The sequence below is a fragment of the Hydrogenophaga sp. genome, from assembly GCF_030656115.1.
Classification (GTDB): Bacteria; Pseudomonadota; Gammaproteobacteria; order Burkholderiales; family Burkholderiaceae_C; genus Hydrogenophaga.
On sequence record NZ_JAUSOO010000123.1, the window covers coordinates 70,921 to 93,391 of the forward strand.

General features: G+C 65.6%; 23 protein-coding genes. 11 read left to right on the plus strand and 12 right to left on the minus strand.

Annotated features, from left to right (window positions below; all coding sequences use genetic code 11):
• Positions 1 to 36: 36 nt before the first annotated feature.
• The gene (locus Q7J58_RS15595) at positions 37 to 888 is read right to left on the minus strand and encodes an alpha/beta fold hydrolase (protein ID WP_304830016.1); all 852 of its coding nucleotides are present in this window, start codon (positions 886 to 888) and stop codon (positions 37 to 39) included.
• Between the two features lie 76 nt (positions 889 to 964).
• Here Q7J58_RS15595 and Q7J58_RS15600 point away from each other — a divergent pair, with 76 nt between their 5' ends.
• Both Q7J58_RS15600 and Q7J58_RS15605 read left to right on the plus strand, forming a co-directional pair.
• Positions 965 to 1,369, plus strand: a complete 405-nt coding sequence (locus Q7J58_RS15600; RefSeq protein WP_304830019.1) for an HIT family protein — start codon at positions 965 to 967, stop codon at positions 1,367 to 1,369.
• Positions 1,370 to 1,554: 185 nt separating this feature from the next.
• A complete protein-coding gene (locus Q7J58_RS15605) occupies positions 1,555 to 3,510 on the plus strand; it encodes a diguanylate cyclase (RefSeq protein ID WP_304830022.1) in 1,956 nt (651 codons plus the stop codon).
• Between the two features lie 48 nt (positions 3,511 to 3,558).
• Here Q7J58_RS15605 and gdhA read toward each other — a convergent pair whose 3' ends face one another.
• Together gdhA and mutL are read right to left on the minus strand one after the other, a co-directional pair.
• On the minus strand, positions 3,559 to 4,902 hold the full coding sequence (gene gdhA, locus Q7J58_RS15610) for an NADP-specific glutamate dehydrogenase (RefSeq protein WP_304830024.1): 1,344 nt from the start codon (positions 4,900 to 4,902) through the stop codon (positions 3,559 to 3,561).
• Positions 4,903 to 5,043: 141 nt separating this feature from the next.
• Entirely contained in the window at positions 5,044 to 7,071 is a 2,028-nt protein-coding gene (mutL, locus tag Q7J58_RS15615; protein ID WP_304830027.1) for a DNA mismatch repair endonuclease MutL, read from the minus strand.
• Positions 7,072 to 7,150: 79 nt separating this feature from the next.
• On the opposite strand from mutL, the gene Q7J58_RS15620 reads away from it, so the two are divergent.
• The 3 genes from Q7J58_RS15620 to Q7J58_RS15630 all read left to right on the plus strand — a co-directional run bounded on the left by Q7J58_RS15620 (position 7,151) and on the right by Q7J58_RS15630 (position 9,764).
• Positions 7,151 to 7,807 (plus strand): DedA family protein, encoded by a 657-nt coding sequence (locus Q7J58_RS15620; protein WP_304830030.1) that lies wholly within the window; start codon positions 7,151 to 7,153, stop codon positions 7,805 to 7,807.
• Between the two features lie 110 nt (positions 7,808 to 7,917).
• On the plus strand, positions 7,918 to 9,261 hold the full coding sequence (locus Q7J58_RS15625; RefSeq protein WP_304830031.1) for an aromatic ring-hydroxylating dioxygenase subunit alpha: 1,344 nt from the start codon (positions 7,918 to 7,920) through the stop codon (positions 9,259 to 9,261).
• 17 nt (positions 9,262 to 9,278) lie between these two features.
• Positions 9,279 to 9,764 carry an aromatic-ring-hydroxylating dioxygenase subunit beta gene (locus Q7J58_RS15630; protein ID WP_304830080.1) on the plus strand — a complete coding sequence of 162 codons (486 nt, stop codon included), beginning with the start codon at positions 9,279 to 9,281 and terminating at the stop codon, positions 9,762 to 9,764.
• A gap of 50 nt (positions 9,765 to 9,814) precedes the next feature.
• Here Q7J58_RS15630 and Q7J58_RS15635 read toward each other — a convergent pair whose 3' ends face one another.
• Positions 9,815 to 11,305: an N-acetylmuramoyl-L-alanine amidase gene (locus Q7J58_RS15635; protein ID WP_304830034.1), complete on the minus strand. Its 1,491-nt coding sequence runs from the start codon at positions 11,303 to 11,305 to the stop codon at positions 9,815 to 9,817.
• Positions 11,302 to 11,859: a tRNA (adenosine(37)-N6)-threonylcarbamoyltransferase complex ATPase subunit type 1 TsaE gene (gene tsaE / locus Q7J58_RS15640; RefSeq protein ID WP_304830082.1), complete on the minus strand. Its 558-nt coding sequence runs from the start codon at positions 11,857 to 11,859 to the stop codon at positions 11,302 to 11,304. Before tsaE ends, Q7J58_RS15635 begins: the two co-directional genes overlap by 4 nt.
• Before the next feature lie 9 nt (positions 11,860 to 11,868).
• Here tsaE and queG point away from each other — a divergent pair, with 9 nt between their 5' ends.
• A complete protein-coding gene (gene queG / locus Q7J58_RS15645; protein WP_304830036.1) occupies positions 11,869 to 12,966 on the plus strand; it encodes a tRNA epoxyqueuosine(34) reductase QueG in 1,098 nt (365 codons plus the stop codon).
• Between the two features lie 117 nt (positions 12,967 to 13,083).
• Here queG and Q7J58_RS15650 read toward each other — a convergent pair whose 3' ends face one another.
• The 3 genes from Q7J58_RS15650 to Q7J58_RS15660 form a co-directional block, all read right to left on the minus strand.
• A complete protein-coding gene (locus tag Q7J58_RS15650; RefSeq protein WP_304830039.1) occupies positions 13,084 to 13,350 on the minus strand; it encodes a Txe/YoeB family addiction module toxin in 267 nt (88 codons plus the stop codon).
• Positions 13,351 to 13,363: 13 nt separating this feature from the next.
• Positions 13,364 to 13,618 (minus strand): type II toxin-antitoxin system prevent-host-death family antitoxin, encoded by a 255-nt coding sequence (locus Q7J58_RS15655; protein WP_304830041.1) that lies wholly within the window; start codon positions 13,616 to 13,618, stop codon positions 13,364 to 13,366.
• A 70-nt stretch (positions 13,619 to 13,688) separates the two neighbouring features.
• On the minus strand, positions 13,689 to 15,254 hold the full coding sequence (locus tag Q7J58_RS15660) for an acyl-CoA synthetase (protein WP_304830044.1): 1,566 nt from the start codon (positions 15,252 to 15,254) through the stop codon (positions 13,689 to 13,691).
• A gap of 167 nt (positions 15,255 to 15,421) precedes the next feature.
• Here Q7J58_RS15660 and Q7J58_RS15665 point away from each other — a divergent pair, with 167 nt between their 5' ends.
• The 5 genes from Q7J58_RS15665 (at position 15,422) to Q7J58_RS15685 (ending at position 18,776) form a co-directional block, all read left to right on the plus strand.
• Positions 15,422 to 16,228, plus strand: coding sequence for an ABC transporter permease (locus Q7J58_RS15665; RefSeq protein ID WP_304830047.1), 807 nt, complete (start codon positions 15,422 to 15,424; stop codon positions 16,226 to 16,228).
• A gap of 4 nt (positions 16,229 to 16,232) precedes the next feature.
• On the plus strand, positions 16,233 to 17,270 hold the full coding sequence (locus Q7J58_RS15670) for a mammalian cell entry protein (RefSeq protein WP_304830050.1): 1,038 nt from the start codon (positions 16,233 to 16,235) through the stop codon (positions 17,268 to 17,270).
• Complete coding sequence (locus Q7J58_RS15675) at positions 17,267 to 17,947, plus strand: hypothetical protein (RefSeq protein WP_304830054.1); 681 nt, start codon at positions 17,267 to 17,269, stop codon at positions 17,945 to 17,947. Before Q7J58_RS15670 ends, Q7J58_RS15675 begins: the two co-directional genes overlap by 4 nt.
• 181 nt (positions 17,948 to 18,128) lie before the next feature.
• Positions 18,129 to 18,359, plus strand: a complete 231-nt coding sequence (locus tag Q7J58_RS15680) for a CopG family transcriptional regulator (RefSeq protein ID WP_304830057.1) — start codon at positions 18,129 to 18,131, stop codon at positions 18,357 to 18,359.
• Between the two features lie 9 nt (positions 18,360 to 18,368).
• The gene (locus Q7J58_RS15685; RefSeq protein ID WP_304830060.1) at positions 18,369 to 18,776 is read left to right on the plus strand and encodes a type II toxin-antitoxin system VapC family toxin; all 408 of its coding nucleotides are present in this window, start codon (positions 18,369 to 18,371) and stop codon (positions 18,774 to 18,776) included.
• Positions 18,777 to 18,811: 35 nt separating this feature from the next.
• On the opposite strand, the gene Q7J58_RS15690 is transcribed toward Q7J58_RS15685, so the two are convergent.
• From Q7J58_RS15690 to Q7J58_RS15705, 4 genes are all read right to left on the minus strand, one after another.
• Positions 18,812 to 19,729: an AEC family transporter gene (locus Q7J58_RS15690; RefSeq protein WP_304830062.1), complete on the minus strand. Its 918-nt coding sequence runs from the start codon at positions 19,727 to 19,729 to the stop codon at positions 18,812 to 18,814.
• A gap of 36 nt (positions 19,730 to 19,765) precedes the next feature.
• Entirely contained in the window at positions 19,766 to 20,170 is a 405-nt protein-coding gene (locus Q7J58_RS15695) for a DUF1850 domain-containing protein (protein ID WP_304830065.1), read from the minus strand.
• 9 nt (positions 20,171 to 20,179) lie between these two features.
• Complete coding sequence (locus Q7J58_RS15700; RefSeq protein WP_304830068.1) at positions 20,180 to 22,231, minus strand: TRAP transporter permease; 2,052 nt, start codon at positions 22,229 to 22,231, stop codon at positions 20,180 to 20,182.
• Positions 22,232 to 22,328: 97 nt separating this feature from the next.
• The coding region (locus Q7J58_RS15705) for a TAXI family TRAP transporter solute-binding subunit (RefSeq protein WP_304821985.1) at positions 22,329 to 22,471 on the minus strand (143 nt) is incomplete at its 5' end.

Genomic DNA, 22,471 nt, shown 5'->3' on the forward strand with positions numbered 1-22,471 from the left:
TGTGCCAAGCCTTTTCTGCATCACCAGCCAAACCCGCTACCGCACCACGGGCAAGCCAAACAACCCGGCCAGCGCCTCCCGGTACTGCGCTTGGCCGACCGAGTGGGTGTTGTGGTGCGAACCGCCTTCCACCAGCACAAACGCTTTGGGTTCGGTGGCGGCATCAAACAGTTTGCGGCCCAGTTCGGGGCTGATCAGGCGGTCTTGGCTGCCGTGCACCACCAGCAGCGGCGAGCCGATGTGGGGCACCCGCTTCACCGCTTCAAAGCGCTGGGTGATCAGCGGCGACACGGGCAGCCAGCCCCATTTGAAGGTGCTCACCACGTCCGGGATGGAACTGAACGTGCCTTCGACCAGCGTGCCGGTTTCGTCGGGCACCTGCGCGGCGAGTTCGATGGCGATGGCACCGCCCAGCGAGTGGCCGAAGATGTAGCGCGGGCGGCTTGGGTATTGCTGGCCCAGCCAGTCCCAGGCGGCGCGGGCGTCTTCGGCGGCCAGGGTTTCTGACGGCAGTTCGTTGGTGCTTTGGCCAAAGCCCCGGTAGTCCACGCCCAGCACCGAAAAACCCAGCGCTTGCATGCGCCGCATGCGAAAGGCCGAGCCGGTCACGTTCCAGCGGGCGCCGTGCAAATACAGCAGCACCGGCGCATCGGTGCGGGCATCGAAGCTTTCGTGCGGCACCCACAGGCCGTGCAGCCGCACCGGCTGGCCGGTTTCGCGGGACTGGAAGTCGATCCACACATCGGCCATGCCCTCGGCGGCTTCGGCCCCGCGCGACCAGCTGCGGTCGGACGGCTGGAAGATCCATTCGCGTTGGCGTTCGTCCAGCGAGGCGCAACCCGCGAGCAAACCGAGGGTGGCGATGAGGGCAAGGAACAGGCGGTTCATGGGGGCGGTGGAGGCGCTCTGGCGGGGGAAAGTTCAAGGCAGAATGGCCTTTTGGCTTTCTATAAGGCTTTCCAGCATGACCGATACCGTCTTTACCCGCATCGTCCGCCGCGAAATCCCCGCTGCCATCGTGTTTGAGGACGATCAGGTGATCGCCTTCATGGACGCCGGGCAGGTGAACCCCGGCCACGTGCTGGTGGCCACCAAACGCCAGGTTGAAACGGTGATGGAGCTGAGCGAGGCCGAGGCCGGGCACCTGTTTGCCATCGCCACCCGGGTGGCCAAAGCGGTGCAGGCGGCGTTTGAGCCCACCGGCATCACGCTGCTGCAAACCAACAAGCCCGACGGCTGGCAAACCGTGCCGCATGTGCATGTGCACGTGTTGCCCCGGCACGCCAACGACGGCGTGGGTCTGGAATGGCCCCGCAAAGATCCGCCGCTGGCGGAGCTGCAGGCGCTGGCGGCGCGCATCCCGCTTTGATGATGCGCGGGCCGGGTCGAAGGCCCCACCGGGTGCCCTCCAGCGCACGGGGCACCGGTGGTGGGCGGGCGAGCACGACCGCGGCGCGTTTCTGGCGCATGCGGCCCCCCATGCCGAGGGGCTGAAAGCCCTGCGCGTCCATCACAATACGCGAACAACAACGCGACAGCCACCGGAGACAGGACATGCCGACATCGTCCCAGCGCAACGGCGCCACCGAGACCCCAGGTGCCATGTCGCGGCCCGTGGTGCCGCCGGGGTTGCCGGGCGAACAAGAAAACACACGCACCGCCGACCTGCTCAACCTGGTGATTCCCAGCAGCATGCTGTTGACCGTGTTGCTGCTGGTGGGCTCGTTCATCGGCAACAACACACCCACAACGCCCAAAGTCATCGGGATCGGGTGGCTGGGGCTGCTGACGGTGGGGTGGTGGATGGTGCGCAAGGGCGCGGTGCACCGGGTCTCCATCGTGTTGACCGTCCTGCTCTTTCTTGTCATCACGGCGGTCAACCTCAGCTTGGGCACCATCCGTGCGCCCATCACCGCTTTGTATGTGTCCTGGGTCATCCTCACCGGCATGTTTTTTCACCGGTCCGGCATTTTCATTGCCACAGCAGCCAGTTCGGTGTCGATAGGGGGGCTCATTCTGGCGGAGAACGCCGGCCTGCTGCCGATCCCCGATACCAGCGTCGGTGTGACCCAGTGGGTCAACTACACCGGGTTGTTCATGCTGACCGCCAGCTTGGTTTACCACGGCAACCGGCTGACCGAGAGGGCGCTGGCACAAGCCAACGGCGAGATTGAAAAACGCAAGCAGACCGAAATTGAACTGAACAAGCTCACGCGCGCGGTCGATCAAAGTCCGGCTTCCATCCTCATCACCGATCTCGATGGAAACATCGAGTACGTCAATCCGCGTTTCACGGCCGTGACCGGTTACACGCTGGAGGAGGTGGTGGGGAAAAATCCCCGCTTTCTCCAGAGCGGCCAGATGCCCGAGCAGGTGTACCAGGATTTGTGGCGCAGCCTGGCCGCCGGGAACGAGTGGCGCGGCGAACTCGTCAACCGGAAAAAAGACGGGACGCTCCACCAGGAATCCATGGTCATTTCTGCCATCAAAAACAGCGATGGCATGGAGATCCACTACCTGGCGGTGCGGGAAGACATTACCGAGCGCAAGCAGGCCGAAGAAGCGCTGCGGGTGAGTGAGGCGCGGCACCGCATGCTGGCCGACAACGCCCGAGATGTGATCTGGACCATGGCCCCGGATGGCCGCATCACCTACATCAGTCCGTCCATTGAACAGGTCAGAGGGTTCACCGCTGAGGAGGCCATGCAGCAAACCATCGAAGAGATCCACCCGCCAAGCTCGCAGGCCGTCTCGCTGGGGTACTTCACCCGCCTGATCGCCGATCTGGCCGCAGGGCGTGCACCGCAAAGCTTTCGGGGTGAACTCGAATACCTGTGCAAAGATGGTTCAACCATCTGGACCGAGGTGATGGCGCATCCCATCCTGAGCCAAGGTCAGCTGGTTGAAATTCTGGGCGTCACCCGGGACATTTCAGAGCACAAGCGCCTGGTGCTGGAGCTGGAGCAGGCCAAGGAAGCTGCCGAACAAGCCAATGCCGCTTTGCAGCACGCCAACACCGAATTGGCGAAGATCGCCACCACCGACGCGCTGACGGGCATCTGGAACCGGCGGCATTTTTTGGAGATGGCCAACACCTTGAAACTGCAGGCGACCCGCTACGGCCATTCTTTGTCGCTGTTGTTGTTGGACATTGACCATTTCAAGTCGATCAACGACCGCCACGGCCACCCGATCGGTGACCAGGTGCTGATCGAATTGTCCCGGCGGCTCCAACCAGCCGTGCGCGCTACCGATGTGCTGGCCCGCTGGGGGGGCGAAGAATTCGTGTTGCTGTCGCCAGGCTGTGGCGCCCACGAAGCCGTGCGCCTGGCGGAAAAACTGCGTGCGTTGGTGGCAGATCGGCCATTCGCAGGCGTGGGTGGCGTGACCATCAGCCTGGGCGCGGCCGAACTCCAGCCCAACGAACCCATCGAAAGCCTGTTCAAGCGGGTTGATATCGCCTTGTACGAGGCCAAGGCAGCGGGCCGAAACACCGTGCGCGCGGGTTGATCGGGACCCACCTGGCGCGCCACGTCCCACCCGGGGACGCCGGGGCGCTTAAATGACGCCCTGCGCCAGCATGGCGTCGGCCACCTTCACGAAGCCGGCGATGTTGGCGCCGTCGATGTAGCTCACCGTGCCGTCGGGGCGGGTGCCGTGCTTCAGGCAAGCGGCGTGAATGCCTTGCATGATTTGCAGCAAGCGGGTGTCCACTTCTTCGCGCGGCCATGACAGGCGCAGCGCGTTCTGGCTCATCTCCAGGCCCGAAGTGGCCACACCGCCGGCGTTGCTGGCCTTGCCCGGTGCGTACAGCACGCCAGCGGCTTCAAACGCCTTGGCCGCCTCGTTGGTGGACGGCATGTTGGCACCTTCGGCCACGCAGATGACGCCGTTTTGGATCAGCAACGTGGCGTCGGCCGCGTTCAGTTCGTTCTGGGTGGCGCAGGGCAGGGCCACGTCCACGGGCACATGCCACGGCGTCACGCCGGCCTCAAACTTCACACCGGTGCGCGCGGCGTAATCGCTCACGCGGCCATACAGGTGGTTTTTCACGTCCATCAGAATCGCGAGCTTGTCGGGGGTGAAACCGTCTTCGTCCACGGTGGTGCCGCTGGAGTCGGACACGGTGATCACCTTGGCACCCAGCGCCATGGCTTTTTCCACCGCGTACTGTGCGACGTTGCCCGAGCCGGACACGCTCACGCGCAGGCCGTCCAACGAGCGGCCCCGGGTTTTGAGCATTTCTTGGGCGAAGTACACCGTGCCATAGCCGGTGGCTTCGGGGCGGATCAACGAGCCGCCAAAGCTCATGCCCTTGCCGGTGAACACGCAGTCGGCGCGGTTGCTCAGCTTCTTGTACATGCCGGCCATGTAGCCCACTTCGCGCCCACCCACGCCAATGTCGCCCGCGGGCACGTCGGTGTCGGCGCCCACGTGGCGGAACAGTTCGCTCACAAACGCCTGGCAAAAGCGCATCACTTCGGCCGGGCTCTTGCCCTTGGGGTCGAAGTCCGAGCCGCCCTTGCCGCCGCCCATGGGCAGGGTGGTCAGCGCGTTCTTGAAGGTCTGTTCAAACGCCAGAAACTTGAGCACCGACAGGTTGACCGAGGGATGAAAGCGCAGGCCGCCCTTGTAGGGGCCAATGGCCATGCTGTGCTGGATGCGGTAGCCGCGGTTCACCTGCACGTCGCCGTGGTCGTTCACCCAGGAGATGCGGAACATGATGACGCGCTCGGGCTCGACCAGGCGGTCCAGCAGGCCTTGTTCGGCGTATTTGGGGTGGGCTGCAATGAAGGGCCACAGGCTCTCCATCACGTCCGTGACGGCTTGCAAAAACTCAGGTTGGCCCGGATTGCGCTGCTCAACGTGGGCGAGGAAATCGTGAACCGATGCGTACTTCATAGTGTCATGCTCCAAATAAGTGCATGACATTATGCAAAACTGGCATTTTGCAACGTAAAACGCTTTTTAATGGTGCATTTGTTGCGCTTATGGTGCAGATTTTTAACGGGATTCTTGGTTGTGCTTGCACTTGGTGCGTCTTCAGCGGCCGCGCAAGAACAGCGCGTCCAGCTCTTTCATGCCCACCTGGCGCCAGGTGGGGCGGCCGTGGTTGCATTGGTCTGAGCGCTCGGTGGTTTCCATCTGGCGCAGCAGGGCGTTCATTTCGTCCAGCGTGAGGCGACGGTTGGCGCGCACCGCGCCGTGGCAGGCCATGGTGGCCAGCAGCTCGTTGCGGGCGCGCTGCACCACGGTGCTGGCTTCGTGCTGGGCCAGTTCGGCCAGCACGCTGCGCGCCAGCTCCACCGGGTCGCCTTGCGCCAGCGTGGTGGGCACGGCGCGCACCGCCAGTGTTTTGGGTGAAAACGGCACCACCTCCAGCCCCAGCATGGCCAGCACCACGGCGCTGTCTTCGGCGGTGGCCACTTCTTGTGGCGTGGCGGCAAACGTGGCGGGTATCAGCAGCGGCTGGCTGGCCAGTTGCTCTTCGTCCAGCTGCTGCTTCAGGCGCTCGTAGACGATGCGTTCGTGCGCGGCGTGCATGTCCACCACCACCAGGCCTTGCGTGTTTTCGGCCAGGATGTACACGCCCTGCAGCTGCGCAATGGCGCGGCCCAGCGGCCATTCGCCCGCTGACCATGCGGGCGCGGCGGCTTCGCCTGGGCCTGTGCGCAGCTTGTCGAAGGGCTCGGCTTGCCCGGGGTGTGCGTTGGTGCCGGTGCCACCGGCAGGCGTTGGCCCCGCCTGCGTGGGGGCTGAGCCCGGCAAAGCCTTGCCTGCACCGTGGCCCCACAAGGCGCCCAGATCGCTGACGCGCTGGCCGATGACGTCGGGCGGTGTGTAGCGCTGCAGGGGCAAGCTGTTTTGAGCACTGCCCAGGGTCGAGGGCAGGCGGTGGGGTGCTGTCCAGGTGGGCGCTTCGGTGCGGGGTGTTGTCTGGTCAGGGGCCGCATCGCCCGGCACCAGCACGGCCTGCGCCACCGCACCCGCCGCCGAACGTGGCGCGGCCAGGGCCGACTCCACCGCGCGGCGCACGCCCTGGTGCACCTCGCGGCTGTCCCGAAAGCGCACCTCGATCTTGGTCGGGTGCACGTTCACGTCCACCCGGGTCGGGTCGAGCGACACAAACAGCGCATACACCGGCTGGCGCTGGCCGTGCAGCACGTCCTCATAAGCGCTGCGCGCGGCGTGGGTGATCACCTTGTCGCGCACGTAGCGGCCGTTCACATAGGCAAACTGCCAGTCGCTGCGCGAGCGGGCCGCGTCGGGCACGCCGGCAAAACCCCACACGCGCAGGCGCTGGGGGGTGTCGGCCTCTTCGCCCCCGTCGGATTCAGCAGGCATATCCAGCGGCCAATTCACCGGCACAGCCTGTTCCACAAAATCTTCACCCAACACATCGGCCAGGCGCTGGCGCAGGGTGTCCATGGGTTGGCCGGGCACGGCGCGCCACTGCGCCACCAGTTTGCCGTCGTGCCAGATGGCAAAGCCCACCTCCGGGTGGGCCAGTGCGTGGCGGCGCACGGCGTCCACGCAATGGGCCAGCTCGGTGGCATCGGTTTTCAGAAACTTGCGCCGGGCGGGCGTGGCAAAAAACAGCTCGCGCACCTCCACCGTGGTGCCGGTGGCGCGCGCCGTGGGTTGCAGCTCGCCGCTGCGCCCGTCCAGCAGCCAGCCGTGCGGTTCTTCCAGGCTGTCCACCCGGGTCAAGACCGAGACCTCGGCAATGGAGCAAATGGCGGCCAGCGCCTCGCCCCGAAAGCCCATGGTGCCCACCGACTCCAGGTCGGCCAGGCTGGCAATTTTGCTGGTGGCGTGGCGCTTGAGCGCGGTGGGCAGTTCGCTGCGCAAGATGCCGCAGCCGTTGTCTTCGACGCTGATCAGCCGCACACCACCGGCCTGCAGCCGCACCGTGATCTGGCTGGCACCGGCGTCCAGCGCGTTGTCCAGCAGTTCGCGCACCACCGAGGCGGGGCGTTCCACCACCTCGCCGGCGGCAATCTGGCTGATGAGTTCGTCGGGCAGTTCCCGAATCGGGCGGCGGGCGGGGGGCTGGGTGGGTGCGTTCACCGCTAAATTGTAGGGTCGCGCATGCAGCGGCCGGGCTTGTGCGCCGAATGGTCATTCAGCGTCGCCATAATCCCTACCCATGGAACTCATTGCCTTTTTCATCGACTTCATCCTGCACGTGGACCAGCACCTGATGGCCTTTGTGCAGACGTACGGCGCCTGGGTCTATGCGCTGCTGTTTCTCATCATCTTTGTGGAGACCGGCCTGGTGGTCATGCCCTTTTTGCCGGGCGATTCGCTGCTGTTCATTGTGGGCGCGCTGTGCGGTGCCGGGCTGATTGACTACCCGCTGGCGGCCGGTCTGATGCTGGCGGCGGCCATTCTGGGCGACCAGACCAACTACACGATTGGCCGCTACTTCGGCCCCAAGGTGTTCCAGTGGGAAAACTCGCGCTTTTTCAACAAAAACGCGTTCAACCAGGCGCACGCGTTTTACGAGCGTTACGGCGGCATCACCATCATCATTGCGCGCTTCATGCCGTTCATTCGCACCTTTGCCCCCTTTGTGGCGGGTGTGGCCGAAATGACGCGCAGCAAGTTCACCGCCTACAACGTGGTGGGCGCCATCATCTGGGTGATCGGCTTGACCGCCGCCGGGTACTGGTTTGGCAACCTGCCCTGGGTGCAGGCCAACCTGAGCAAGATCATCTGGGCGCTGATCATCGTGCCGGGCCTGATCGCGATCTTTGGTGCCTGGCGCGCCAGCCGCAACGCCGCCCGCGACGCCGCAGCCTGAACCCGATCTGCACAGGGGCTGTGCGGGGCCGCTTCGTGTCAGGGTGGGGTGTATTGATAATTGATAAGTGGGCGTATCATTTTCTCTTCACCACCCAAGCGTGAGGAGACATGAACACACCGAATCAAACCGCCCGCTGGAGCGACGCCGGCACCAGCCGCGTGCCCTTCTGGGCCTACACCGACCCCGCCCTGTACCAGCGCGAGCTGGAACGCCTGTTTTACGGCCCGCACTGGTGCTACGTGGGCCTGGCGGTGGAAATTCCCAACACCGGCGACTACAAGCTCAGCTGGGTGGGCGAGCGTCAGGTGATCATGGTGCGCGACCGCGTAGCGCCGAAGGACCGCGCCACCGACCCCGGCATCCGCGTGGTGGAAAACCGCTGCGCCCACCGGGGCGTGCGCTTCTGCCAGCCGCCCATGGACGGGCAGGTGGGCAACGCGCGCAGCTTCGTCTGCCCCTACCACCAGTGGACCTACAAGCTCAACGGCGACCTCGCTGGCCTGCCGTTCAAGGACGGCGTGAAGGCCCAGGGGCCGGACGGCGAGTGCACGCACGGCGGCATGCCCCCCGGCTTTGACGTTCAGCAAAACGGCCTGACCAAACTGCGCGTGGCCGTGCTGCACGGCCTGGTGTTCGCCACCTTCGGTGCCGACACCGAGCCGCTGGAAGACTACCTGGGCCCGGCCGTGATGCCCTGGCTGGACCGCATTTTCAAGGGCCGCCAGCTGCAGCTGCTGGGCTACAACCGCCAGCGCATCCCGGGCAACTGGAAGCTGATGATGGAAAACATCAAAGACCCGTACCACCCGGGCTTGCTGCACACCTGGTTTGTCACCTTCGGCCTGTGGCGCGCCGACCAGAAGAGCCGCATGGTGATGGACGCGCAGGGCCGCCACGCGGTGATGATGTCGCGCCGCAACGATGGCGGCCAGAGTGCCGTGACCGAAGGCGTGACCAGCTTCAAGGCCAACATGACGCTGCACGACGCCCGTCTGCTCGACGTGGTTCCCGAACCCTGGTGGACCGTGGACGACCCGCAGAACCCGGGCCAGACCATCACGCCCACGGTGACCATGATCACGCTGTTCCCCAGCGTGATCGTGCAACAGCAGGTGAACTCGCTGAGCACGCGCCACATCGTGCCGCGCGGTGCCGGTGAGTTCGACTTTGTGTGGACCCACATCGGCTTCACCGACGACACGCCCGAGATGACCCAGCGCCGCCTGCGCCAGGCCAACCTGTTCGGCCCCGCCGGCTTCGTGAGCGCCGACGACGGCGAGGTGATCGAGTTCAGCCAGGACGGCTTCAAACAGGGGGGCGACGACGGCAAAACCCTGGTGGAGCTGGGCGGCACCGGCAGCGGCATTGGCGAGCCGCCCACCGAACACATGGTGACCGAAACCCTGATCCGCGGCATGTACGCCTACTGGAAGAAAGCGATGGACCTGTGAACGCACCGACGCACGACCTGCAGCGCCTGCTGCTGCACCACGCCATCGACCGCTTCAACGCCGACTACGCCGCCGCCCTCGACAGCCGCCGCTTCGACGACTGGCCCGGGTGTTTCACCGAAGACGCCCGGTACTGGGTACAAGCGCGCGAAAACTTTGACCGCGGCCTGCCGCTGGCACTGCTGGCCCTGGAAAGCCAGGGCATGCTGCGCGACCGCATCTACGGCACCAGCCACACCATCTACCACGGCCCGTACTACACGCGCCATGTGGTGAGCCCGGCCCGCGTCACCGCGCCGGGGGCCGGCACGGCCGACGATCCGATCCGCGCCGAGGCGAACTACGCGGTGTTCCGCACCAAGCCGGGCAGCGTGAGCGAGGTCTACAACGTGGGCCGCTACATCGACGCCTTTGTGCACACCGAAGCCGGCCTGAAGTTGCAGGAACGCCGCTGTGTGTACGACAGCGAAATGGTGTTGAACTCGCTGATTTACCCGATCTGAATCGGCTGGCGGGGTTTGCTCGGCAGGCCTGGCCGCCGTACCCGACCCGGTTACACCTGCCGGGTGCGCGCCAGCGGCGGGTTTTGCGAAAAGTAACGCACGATGCCTTTCACCAGCGCATCGGCCAGCTCGGTCTGGTAGGCCACGCTTTTCAGCCGCAACTCTTCTTCCGGGTTGCTGATGAACGCAGTTTCCACCAGCACGCTCGGAATGTCGGGCGCTTTCAACACCGCAAACCCGGCCTGTTCCACCCGAGGCTTGTGGAGTTTGCCCACCCGGCCCACCTCGCCCAGCATGGCGTTGCCCAGCTTCAGGCTGTCGTTGATTTGTGCCGTGGTGCTCATGTCGAGCAGGGCGCGCTTCAGCGTGGCGTCTTGGGCTTTCACGTTGAGCCCGCCCACCAGATCGGCCGCGTTTTCCTTGTCGGCCATCCAGCGTGCGGCGACGCTGCTGGCACCCCGGTGGCTCAGCGCGTACACGCTGGCGCCTTGCGGCCTTGGGGTGTAGAAAGCGTCGGCGTGCAGGCTGATGAACAGGTCGGCCTGCACCCGCTGCGCCTTTTGCACCCGCACATGCAGGGGCACAAAATAGTCGGCGTCGCGCGTGAGAAAGGCGCGCATGGGGTTGCCGTTCACCCGGGTCGCGTTGATGCGATCGCGCAGGCGCAAGGCAATTTGCAGCACCACGTCTTTTTCATAGGTGCCACCGGGTCCGATGGCACCCGGGTCTTCGCCGCCGTGGCCGGGGTCCAGCGCCACGACGATCAGGCGCTCGGTGATGCGCCCGGCGTGCAGCGCGGGTTGGCTTTGTTTGCTGCTGGCTGGGGCGCTCACCGCAGCGCCTGCACCGGTGCGCTCGGTGCCAGCCCGGGTGGGGGGTGTGGCGGCGATCACGGTGGGCGTGCGGTCGGTGCCTGCACCCGGGCGCTCGCGCTGGGCGATCAGGGCACCCAGCGGGTCGACCGTGGTGATGGGTGCCAGAGCGGGCTGGGGTGGTGGCGGGGTGCTGCCCATGGCATCCGTTTCCAGACCCAGCAGGCGCGCGGCGCGCGCGCTGGCTTCGTCCAGTTCTTTGACGCGCTGGCTGATCAACTGTGCCAGTGGGTCGGGCGCATGCACGGGGTGCAGATCCAGCACCAGCCGGTGCCGGTAAGCCGCCACCGGGTCCAGGTTGAACACCTGCGGGCGAATGGGGTGTTTCAGTTCCAGCACCAGCCGCACGGTATTGCTTGTGCTGGGCGCCACCCGAATGCCCGCCAGGTTGGGGTCGTCGGGTTTCAGACGCCCCACCAGTTCGCGCAGGCCGGCCACCAGGTCAATGCCCTCCAGGTCCACCGTCAGCAGGGTGGGGTCTGACGTGATGGTCTGGCGCACTTTCAACGCACCGTCGGACTCGATGGTGACGCGGGTGTAGTCCTGCGCGGGCCACAGCCGCACCGCCACCACGCTGGCGCCACGCGCAATCTGTTGCGTGCCCAGCAGCAGCACGAGGGTTCCGGCGTGCAGCAGGGCGCGGCGGTCGAGTTTCGGGGCGTGTGTCATGGGGTCATGTGACTCATCAACCGGCGGCCGGTGGCCGTGCGTGCGCTCGTCCGCACTTGGCGGGCTTCGTCGGGTTCGGCATCGGAGGGTGTGGTATGGGTCATGTCGCCGGGTTGGATGTGAATGTCGAGGTCGATCACCGGCAAAAAGTCGCCAGCGCGTTCGGGCCATTCCACCAGCTTGAGACCCGGTGTGGCGAAAAGTTCGCGAAAACCCGCATCTTCCCACTCTCTGGGGTCGTTGAACCGGTAAAAGTCGAAGTGCCAGATCGGCAGCGGCTCGCCCGGCGCCATCAGTGGGCAGTCGGTGGCGCTGTGCGGCTCCACCACCGCGTAGGTGGGGCTCTTGATGCGCCCGCGCACGCCCAGCGCCCGCAGCAGGTGGCGCACCAAGGTGGTCTTGCCCGCGCCCAGATCGCCGTGCAGCGCCAGCGTGGCGTGTGCCAGGGCCGGGCAGGCCGCCAGTTGGCGGGCAAAGGCCTCGGTGTCGGCCTCGCTGGCCCAGCGCCCGTGCCAGACACCGCCAGCTTCAGGGGTGGCGGGCGTTTCTACAATGGGCGGAACATGAAGTCCGGTTTTGATGCTGCTCAACTCGTCTCACAGATACAGGCCTGGGGCCGGGAACTCGCATTTTCCCAAATTGGCGTGGCCGGTGTGAACCTTTCAGCCGCCGAACCCGGCCTGAAAGCCTGGCTGGACGCCGGTTTTCATGGCGATATGGGCTACATGGCCAGCCACGGCATGAAACGCGCCCGCCCGGCCGAACTGGTGCCCGGCACCGTGAGCGTGCTCACCGCGCGCATGGACTACCTGCCGCAGGGTACACCCGAAGGCTGGCCCGCCACCGAATTGGCGCGTTTGAAGCAGCCAAGCGAAGCGGTGGTGTCCCTCTACGCCCGGGGTCGCGACTACCACAAGGTGCTGCGCGGCCGCCTGCAAAAACTGGCCGAGCGCATCGCGGCAGAAGTGGGCCCGTTGGGCCACCGCGTGTTCACCGACTCGGCCCCGGTGCTGGAGGCCGAACTCGCGCAACGCAGCGGCCAGGGCTGGCGCGGCAAACACACGCTGGTGCTCAACCGCGAAGGCGGCTCGATGTTTTTTCTGGGCGAGATTTACCTGGACATGGCGTTGCCGCCCACCGAGCCGGTCACCGACCACTGCGGCGCCTGCACCGCCTGCATCACCGCCTGCCCCACGCAGGCCATTCTCGGCCCGCAGCGGCTGGACGCCCGCCGCTGCATCAGCTACCTCACCATCGAACACGCGGGCCCCATCCCCGAAGACCTGCGCCCGCTGATCGGCAACCGCATCTACGGCTGCGACGACTGCCAGCTGGTGTGTCCCTGGAACAAGTTCGCGCAGCGCTCCAGCCTGCCCGACTTCGACCCGCGCGAGGGGCTGGCGGGCGCCACGCTCATCGAACTGTTGGCCTGGAGTGAAACCGAGTTTTTGCGCCGCACCGAAGGCAGTGCCATACGCCGCATTGGGCATGCTCGGTGGTTGCGCAACCTGGCAGTGGCCATGGGCAATGCGCTGCGGTTGGCGGACGACCCGGCGGTGCGGTCTGCACTGGCCACGCACCTGCAACACCCCGACGCCACGGTGCGCGAGCATGTGGTGTGGGCGCTGGCGCAGGCCGCTGCGAACCGGGTTGACGCATGACACCTGTGCGGTTCGATAGGAACTCAAGCAGCTGGATCGATGGATTTAAATCAAGCTGATCGCTTTTTTGAGCGATCGGCTGGCACCGTTGGCCGGTACACACAGACCGTGCAGAACTCAATCGTCGTAATGACCCCGGCAGGCAATCACGTCCAGGTCCGCGTCGTCTGCCGCATACACCAGCCGGTGCGTTTCATCAATCCGCCTGGACCAGTACCCGCTCAGGTTGCCCAGCAAAGGTTCGGGCTTGCCGATGCCGACAAACGGGTCGCGCGCAGCCGCTTCAATCAAGGTGTCGATGCGCCTGAGCGTCTTTTTGTCCTGGCCTTGCCAGTGGGTGTAATCGTCCCAGGCTGCTGGGGTGAAGCGAATGGAGCGCGCCATGGTGGCGGACGGCTCAGTCTTTGGCCAGCTCGCGCCGGGTGGCTTGGCCCGCCTTGTGCTGCGCGATGGATTTGGCCAAGTGCGCGGCATTGGCCGGGGTGGCGAGCAGGTGCATGGTTTCCATGATGCTCTGGTAATGGTCCAGCGACATCACCACCGCATCGGCCCCATCGCGGCGGCTGATCACGGTCACATCAGCGTCTTCATGCACACGGTCCAGCACCGTTTTCAGGGCGCTGCGTGCTTCGGAATAGGTCACGATTTTCATGATGAAGCCCATCTTACTTGTACAAATAGTTGTGCAATTGTAGGCGGTTCTGGGTTGAGCGGCGTGACGCTCATTTCATCGCATGGCTGAGCCGCAGCTCCCGCTTCAGCAGCTTGCCGCTTGGGTTCTTGGGCAGTGTCTCGGCAAACACCACGCGTTTCGGGCATTTGAAGTGCGCCATGTGTTGGTTGCAGTGCGCCAGTACCTCGGCTTCACTCAGCGCGTGCCCGGCTTTCACCACAATCACCGCCGTCACGGCCTCCACCCACTTCGGGTCGGGCAGGCCAATCACCGCCACCTCGCTCACGGCGCCCAGGCGGTAAATCATTTCTTCCACCTCGCGGCTGGCCACGTTTTCGCCGCCGGTTTTGATCATGTCTTTTTTGCGGTCCACCACGGTGATGAAGCCTTCGTCGTCGATCACGGCCAGGTCGCCGCTGTGGAACCAGTCGCCTTCAAAACTGGCGGCGGTGCGTTCGGGGTCGTTGAAGTAGCCCAGCATCAGGTGCGGCGAGCGGTGCACGATTTCGCCGACCTCGCCCACGGCCACGTCCTGCATGGCATCGTTGACCACCCGGGTTTCCACGTTCAGCACCGCCTTGCCGCACGAGCCGGGTTTGCGCAACTGGTCGTCGGGGCCGAGCAGGGTGGCCAGCGGGGCAATTTCGGTCTGGCCGTACAGGTTCCACAGTCGCACGTTCGGCAAGCGCGCAGCCAATTCCTTCAATACCTCGACCGGCATGATGGATGCGCCGTAGTAACCCTTGGCCAGGCTGCCCAGTTGGGTGGCGTCGAACAGCGGCGAGCGCAGCAAGGCGATCCACACCGTGGGCGGCGCGAAGAAGCTGGTGATCTGGTGTTGCTCAATCAGCGCCAGCAGGTTGTCGGGCACCGGTTTGCTGGTGATCACGTTGCTGCTACCGATGTAAATGGCCGGGCCAAAGAACACGTCGAGCTGGGCGCAGTGGTACAGCGGCAGGGCGTGCAGGCTGCGGTCGGTCTCGGCAATTTGTGCGTTGATCACGCAGCTGACGTACTGCCACAGCACCGCGTCGTGCGTGAGCATGGCGCCTTTGGGGGTGGACTCGGTGCCGCTGGTGTACACAATTTGCGCCAGGTCGAAACTGCCCAAGGTCACGTCGGGCAGGGGCTGCGTGCAGGCGGCCAGCGCGTCAAAGGGGCGCATGCCGGGCACCGGCTCGCTCGGGTCTTCGCTGGGCAGCCAGATGAACTGCTGCACCTGCGTGTCCAGCGCTGCCGCCTCGCGCGCCAATGTGGCCAGGCCGCTGTCGGTGGCCAGCGTTTGGGCGCCCGCGTGGCGCAGGATGTAAGCCACCTCGTCGGCCTTGAGCATGAAGTTGATGGGCCCCATCACCGCGCCCCGCCGTGCCAGCGCAAAGCGCAGCGCGGCGAAGCCGTGGGAGTTGCGCGCCAGCACGGCCACCTTGTCGCCCTGGCCCACGCCCATGTGGTGCAGACCCGCCGCCAGGCGGGAGACCAGGGCGTCGAACTCGGCATAGCTCCAGGCGGTGGAGCCGCAGACGATGGCGGTTTTGGCGGGCAAGCGAACGGCGGTGCGGTGCAGGGCGTCGGCAATGGTCTGGCGGCGCACCACGGGGTGAAGGCTGTTTGGCATGTGAAATGTCCTGTGGGGGTGGTTCATCCCTGATTGAAAACCAATTGCCCCCAGCCGCCATGCTCGTTTTCACCAGCCCGCTGTCACCTGTGCGCTGCGAGGGTGGGGTGCGCGGGCGTATGGATCCGCCACAACACCGCACCGATTTCGGGGACTATCATCCCGCCATGGACCCCGTCTCAACCACGCAAAGAACGCTCAGCCGCTGGGGCCAGCGCGTGCGCGCCACCTGGACCAGCTGGTGGCAGGTGTTGCTGCTGGGCGCGCAAATGGTGGTGTTGGCCTTGTTGCCGTCCAGCTACCAGCGCGGCGCGCAGCGTGCGGTGGTGCTGCGCAGTCTGTACCTGGCCACCGCGCCGCTGCTGACCTGGTTTTTGGTGCTCTCGGCGCTCATCAGCGTGGTGCTGATCCGCATTGTGGTGGCCACCGCCTACAGCTACGGCCTGTCGCAATACGCGCTGGAGGTGCTGGTGCGCACCCTGGTGCTGGAGCTGATTCCGCTGTATGCCGCCATGTTTGTGGCGGTGCGCTACGCCATGCCGGGCGCGCAGCGCATACGCAAATTGCTGGCCGAGCAGCAGCGCAACGGCTTTGAAACCAACGACCAGACCCTGCTGCGCACCGAGCTGCTGCCGCGCGCGCTGGCCACGGTGTTTTCGGTGTTGTTGCTGGCGGCGGTGAGCTGCGTGGTGGCGCTGGTGCTGACTTATCTCACGGTGTATGGTTTTTCGCCCTGGGGCTTTCCGTCGTACACGCGCAGCGTGGGCAGTGTGTTCACACCGGCGGTCACGCTCATCTTCAGCCTCAAGACCCTGTTTTTCAGCCTTGCCGTGGCGGTGGTGCCGCTGGCTGCCAGCGCCCAGCGCGACCGGGACGGCCGTTACAGCCGCCGCAGCGACATTTCCGAGTTTGCCCGCCTGTTCTCGGTGGTGCTGCTGATCGAAGTGCTGTCGCTGGTCGGCAACTATTACTGACGCCATGAACGCTACACCTCCGCCCCTGCCCGAGCCCGAAGCGCAGCCACTGCTTCAGCCAGACCAGCCACCGCCGGTGAAAAACCTGGAGGTCAAGGCGGCGTTGCTGCTCTTGCTCATGCTGGTGCTGGTGGTGGGCTCGGCGCTGTATGTGCTGTATGCGCGCGGTGCCTTTGAACGCACGCAGCGCTTGGTGCTGGTGTCGGACGACATCGAAGGCGTGGTGGTGGGCATGGACATGACCTTCGCCGGCTTTGCCATTGGCCGGGTGGCCCGGGTGGAGCTGGGCGACGACGGCAACGCCCGCATTCTGGTGGACGTGCCCAGCAAAGACGCGCGCTGGCTGCGCACCTCCAGCATCTTCACCATGGAACGCAGCCTGGTGGGCAGCACCCGCATACGCGCCTACAGCGGCGTGCTGGAAGACCCGCCGCTGGAAGACGGCGCCGAGCGCACCGTGCTGCGCGGCGACGCGGCGGCTGAAATACCCAAGCTCACCGCGTCCATCCGGGACTTGCTGGACAACCTGAATGCGCTCACCAAGTCCGACGCGGCCCTGGCCCAGAGCCTCAGCAACGTGCAGCGCGTGACCGACAAGCTCAACGGACCCCAAGGCGCCCTGGGTGTGCTGCTGGGCAACGAGGCCGACTCGAAAAAAATCGGCGAAGCGCTGACCCGCAGCAACGCCCTGCTGGCCCGTGCCGATGCGCTGGTGCTGCGGCTGGACGGGTTGGTCAAAAACGCCGACCGCCAGGTGTTTGGCCAAGGCGCCGCGCCAGGCCAGGGTGGCCTGGTGAGCGACGCACGCGCCACGGTGCAGCAGCTCAACGGCCTGCTGGGCGAAGCCCGTGGCAGCCTGCAACGGGTGGACGCGGTGCTGATCGAAGCCCAGGCCATTGCCAGCAACACCCGCGAAGCCACGGTGGACCTGAGCGCACTGCGCGCCGAGGTGGAAGCCAGCCTGCGCAAGGTGGACAGCCTGGTGAACGAAGTCAACCGCAAGTGGCCGTTTGCCCGTGAAACCGAGATCCGACTGCCATGAACACCCGTTTTTTGACTCTGTGCCTGGCGCTGGGTTTGGCCGCTTGCAGCAACACCCCACCCCCGCCCGACTGGCAGATGAACGCCAAAAGCAGTTTGGAGCGCGCCACAGACGCCTGGCTCAGCGGCCACAGCCGCATCGAAGCGGTGGAATTTGCCCGCGCGCGCAGCGAAGTGGCGCGCACCGGCCAGCCCGAGCGGGTGGCTCGGGTGGAACTGCTGCGCTGCGCCACGCGCGTGGCCGCGCTGGTGTTTGAACCCTGCGCTGGTTTTCAGGCCCTGGCGCAAGACGCCGCCCCCGCCGAACAGGCCTACGCCCGCTACCTGGCCGGGCAGGCGCTGGCGGCTGATGTGGCGTTGCTGCCCGAAGCCCAGCGCCCGCTGGCCCTGGCAGAAGCACAGCCACAGGCTCAGTCGCAGGCCGCGATTGAAGCCGCGCTGGCCCGCATTCAAGACCCGCTGTCGCGCCTGGTGGCTGCGGGCGTTCTGCTGCAGCGCGGCCTGGCCAGCCCGGCGGTGGCCGCGCTGGCCGCCGACACCGCGTCAGCCCAGGGCTGGCGCCGCCCGCTGCTGGCTTGGCTGAAAGTTCAGCAGGCACGGGCGCAGGCGGGCGGGGCGGTGGATGAGGCGGCGCGGATTCAGCGGCGCATGGATCTGGTGGCACCTGCCCACCCGTGAGCCGACAGGGTACCCGTCGGGTGCCACGCTCAGCCCCCAGCGCAAACGACCGGGCCGTTTGGGCATCCCATCGGATGCCAACACCGGGTTCAAGCGTCTCTGAGCGATGGTAGGCGTACAAAAAAGTATATGTGTGAATATACTTGCCTGAACCACCTCGGTTCAACCCAAGGAGCCCGCCATGTCACAAATCACGCTCTATCTGGACGATGCCACGCAGGCACTGGTCGAACAGGCCGCCAAGGCGCATGGGCTGTCCAAAAGCCGTTGGGTGGCCGACATCATTCGCAAATACGCCGCGCACGAATGGCCACAGGACTGTCTGGCGCTGGCCGGACGTTTTACCGACTTTCCGTTGCGCGAAGACGTTGCCCAACCACAGCCCGCCGACACGCCGCGTGTCGGTTTTTGAGGGCTGGGTATGCTGATACTCGATAGCAACACCATCAGCTATTACTTTCGCGGAGACCCACTGGTGGTACCCCGCTTGCAAGCGCTGCGCCCCATCGAGCTCGGTGTGCCTGCCATCGTTGAATACGAACTGCGCTATGGGCTCATGCGCCTGCCGCAGGAAGCCGCCACACCACGCCTGGCGGCACTGGGGCAATTGCTACAACCGATGCAAATGCTGCCTTTTGACAGCGAGTGCGCCACCCATGCAGCCCGCATCCGTGCGGCATTGGAGGCGGCTGGTACCCCCATCGGGCCGCACGATACGCTGATTGCAGCCACCGCCTTGCGCCATCAGGCGACGCTGGTGACGCGCAATGTGCGCGAGTTTTCCCGCGTGCCGGGTTTGCAGTGGCTGAACTGGCATGAGCGTGAATGAGCAGCGCCATCTCGCTTGACCGCAAGTTTCAACCCTCAACCCCTCAACGGCCCCAGCACCCCCAGCGCAAACGGCAAACTGGCCATGCCCAGCAGGGTGGACAGCGTGACCAGGCCCGCCACATACGGGCCGTTGTAGCCCATGCGCGCGGCGAGCACATAGCAGCTGGACGCGGTGGGCACGGCGGAAAACATGAGCAGCACCGTGGTTTGGGTGGCGTCCAGCCGGAACAGCAGTGCCAGGCCAAAGGCCATGAGCGGCATGGCCAGATGCTTCACCGCCAGCACCATCACCCCCAGGGTTTTGGCTGCGGCCAGCGTGCCCAGCTGCATGCCGGCACCGGCGGCCATGAGGCCCAGCGCCAGCGAGGCCTGGCCGATGCGGTTCACCGTGGGCTCCAGCCACACCGGCAAAGAAAAACCGAGCAGGTTGGCCACCAGCCCTGAAGCCGTGCCAATGATCAGCGGGTTGCGCACCAGTTCTCGCACAAAGCCCTTGCCCGCGTGCCGCGCCATGGGCCACACCGCGCCCACGTTGAACAGCGGCACACACACGCCAATGAGCACCGCAATCATCAGCAGCCCCTGCGGTCCGGCCACTTTGTCGGCCAGCGCCAGCGCAATGAACGAGTTGAAGCGAAACCCGATCTGGGCGCTGGCCGCGTGCAGCCGCACGTCCAGCTTCTTGCCCAGCCACGGCCAGTGGGGCAGGGAATAGCTCAGCGCAATGGCCGCCAAGCCCAGCGACAGGCCCGCCCCCATGAGGCTGGAGGCGGCGGACAGGTCCAGCGGGCTTTTCACGATGGAGTGAAACAGCAGCACCGGGAACAGGAAGTAATACACCAGACTTTCCACCTGCGACCACACGCCGCGGTTGAGCGCGGTGAAGCGGCACAACAGGTAGCCAATGAGGATGAGCGAAAAGTCGGGGAAGAGGAGTTGGGCGAAGTTCACGCGGGGAGCATAGCAAGGGGTGGCGCCCGGCGCGGCTCAGCGAGCGCCCGGGACGTCGCAAGCGGTCAGCCGCGTGACACCGCCATCGGACGGCAACCAGGCCGACAGCGGCTGGCACCGGCCGTGCAGACAGAGCTCGTAGTCGGCTGTGAATTCCGAGCGGGTCAGGCGCAGTTCGGGTGGGTGGCGCATGTGCGGTGTGTAGGTGTACCAGCCGTTGACCAGGCGCGCGTCGTCGGGTGGTTCCATGCCGGCGGCCGAGCCGCGCACCCGGGCGGCCAGCGCGTGCAGCGTGGGCGGCGATGGCGTGACGGCGTAGTCTTCTTCCCAGCGCACTTTTTCAATCGAGTGCGTCCAGGCCAGCGTGAAGCGCTCGGCGGGCACAAACACCGGCGCGGTGCTTGACGCCGCCAGCGCCAGACAGATACCGATCAGGCCCACCGCCGAGCTTCAGCGTGCCGCCGCCAGGGCGCGCTGCTTGCGCGTGCGCCAGAAATGCCAGGCGAGGAACACCGCCACCGCACCCAGGCCGATTTCGTCGGTGAGCGGCAGCGCCACCACCAGGAAACTGGCCGAGGCGAAGGCCACCACACGTTCCACCGGGTTGAGTCGGCCGAACAGGAAGCCGATGGCGGCCGCGCCCCACATGGCAATGGCCACCAGCGCCTTGAAAACGATCCAGGCGGTGTCGGTCCAGTCACCGCTTTGCAGCATGAGCGCCGGGCTGTACACCGCCATGAAGGGCACGATGAAGCCGGCAATGGCCACGCGGATGGCCTGCATGCTGATCTTCAGCCCGCTCTCGCGCGCGATGGGGGCCGCCGCAAAGCAGGCCAGCGCCACCGGTGGTGTCAGGTCGGCCATGATGCCGAAATAGAACACGAACATGTGCGACACGATCAGCGGCACGCCCAGCTCCAGCAGCACCGGCGCGGCCAGCGAGCTGGTGATGATGTAGTTGGGAATGGTGGGAATGCCCATGCCCAGAATCAGGCAGGTCAGCATGGTCAGCACCAGCGCCAGGAACAGGCTCTCGCGACCAATGGCAATGATGTGCCCGCCCAGTTCGGCGGCCACGCCGGTGAGGTTGATCACGCCAATGATCACGCCCACCAGCGCGCAGGCAATGGCCACCGGCAGCGCGTGGCGCGCGCCGTCCACCAGCGCTTTCACGGCCAGGGCGCGCGCATCGCCCCCGGTGCGCAAAATGAAGGTCAGGGCGATCAGCAGCGCGCTCACCACAAAGAAGGTGCCCACGCCAAACTGGAAGAAACCGGCGCAGGCAAAGCCCAGCAGCACCCAGGCCAGGCCGCGCAGCGCCATGGCCTTGACCCCGCTGATGACCGCCGCACCAAAGATCAGGATGACCGTGAGCCCCAGGCCCACGGTGCCGGAAAACAGCGGTGTGTAACCCGAGAACAGCAGCGCCACCAGGCCGACCAGCGGCAGCAGCAGGTACCAGCGCTCGCGCACCGCCGTCCAGGGGTTGGGGCATTCCTCTTTGGGCAGGCCCATGAGGCCCTTGCGCCCGGCTTCCAGGTGCACCATCCAGAACGCGGTGACGAAATACAAAATGGCTGGAATCAGCGCGGCCTTGACGATCTGTATGTAGGGCACATTGATGGTCTCGGCCATGATGAAGGCCACGGCCCCCATCACCGGCGGCATGATCTGCCCGCCCATGCTGGATGTGGCTTCCACCCCGCCGGCAAACGCCGGGCTGTAGCCAAAACGCTTCATGAGCGGAATGGTGAACTGCCCGGTGGTGACCACGTTGGCCACGCCCGAGCCGTTGATGGTGCCCATGAGGCCCGACGAGATGACCGACACCTTGGCCGGGCCGCCGCGCGTGTGGCCCACCGTGCCCATGGCGAAGTCGTTGAACAGGCGGATCATGCCGGCCTGCTCCAGAAACGCGCCAAACAGAATGAACAGAAAAATGTAGGTGGACGACACATAGGTGGGCGTGCCGTACAGGCCTTCGGTGCCGAAGCCCAGCGTGCTCACCACCTGGTCCATGCCGTAGCCGCGGTGGGCCAGCGCGCCCGGCAGGTGCTGGCCAAACAGGGCGTAGAGCAGGAACGTCAGACACACCAGGGGCAGGCCCCAACCCATCACGCGGCGGGCGGCTTCAAACACCAGGACGATCAGCAGCACGCCCACCACCCAGTCGGCCTGCGTCAGGTCGCCGGCGCGCTGGGTCAGATCGGCCTCAAAAAACCACTGGTACAAGCCGGTGGCAAAACCCGCCAGCCCCAGCAACCAGCCCAGCGCCCGCCACAGGCCCGAGCGTCCGCCCATGGGCGGGAACAGCGCAAAAATCATCAGCAGCACAAAACCAACGTGGATGGCGCGGATCACCTGGCTGGAGAGCGGGTGAAACGAGGCCATCCAGAGCTGGTAGGCGGAAAACGCAATGGCGACCCAGAAAATGGCGCCGGTGAGGCTGCTGCCGTGGCCGCCGGTGGTGTCGTTGGGTTGGGGGCTGGAGTGGTCGTTCATGAGGTGCCTGTGTCTACAGAAGGGGCATGGCCCCGGTGAAAGGGCTTAACGCATAACAAAAGGCGGCGCCTCTGGAGCGCCGCCTCTCAGAGGCGGTTTACTTGATCAGGCCCACTTCTTTGTAGTAGCGCTCGGCACCGGGGTGCAGCGGCACCGGCATGCCCTTGATGGCGTTCTCGCGCTTGATGCTCTTGGCCGCGTTGTGCGCGGCGTACAGCGTGTCGATGTTGTCGTACATGG